This window comes from Chitinolyticbacter albus, assembly GCF_024437655.1.
Lineage (GTDB): Bacteria > Pseudomonadota > Gammaproteobacteria > Burkholderiales > Chitinibacteraceae > Chitinolyticbacter > Chitinolyticbacter albus.
The window spans coordinates 1-549 of record NZ_JANBVF010000080.1 but is presented as its reverse complement, the minus strand read 5'-3'; the positions used below and the strand labels follow the sequence as shown (position 1 = coordinate 549).

At 66.5% G+C, this 549-nt stretch carries 1 protein-coding gene; it reads left to right on the top strand.

Features of this window, described 5'->3' with window-relative positions; translation table 11 throughout:
* Positions 1-549, top strand: a 549-nt coding sequence (locus tag NLI84_RS18860) for a condensation domain-containing protein (RefSeq protein ID WP_255992374.1), incomplete at both ends; no start/stop codon positions are given.

Here is a 549-nt window from a genome sequence, read left to right as displayed (position 1 = left end):
CGCCAGCTCGGCCAGCACCAGCAGGCCACCCTGTTCATGACCCTGGCAGCGGCCTTTCAGCTGCTGCTGCATCGGCAGAGCCGACAGCGCGATCTGTGCATCGGCTATCCCGTGGCCGGGCGCAATCAGCCCGAGCTGGAAGGGCTGATCGGCTTCTTCGTCAACACCCTGGTACTGCGCACCCGCATCGATCCAGCGCAGCCGTTCGAGGCGCTGTTGCAGCAGGTACGTGCAACCCTCCTGGCTGCCGACGCCCACCAGGATCTGCCGTTCGACAAGCTGGTGGAGGTGCTGCGCCCGGACCGCAGCCTGAACCAGTCGCCGTTGTTCCAGGTGATGTTCGCCTTCTACGACGCCGATCAGGGCAGCGCGCTACGCCTGGCCGGGGTGACGGCCGAGGTGCTGCCGCAGGCCAGTACCACCGCGAAGTTCGATCTGTCGCTGGAGCTGACCATGCGGGCAGGCCGGCTGAGCGGCCGCTTCGAATACAGCACCGAGTTGTTCGATGCCGCCACCATCGCCAGCCTGGCCCGCCAATTCCATACCCTG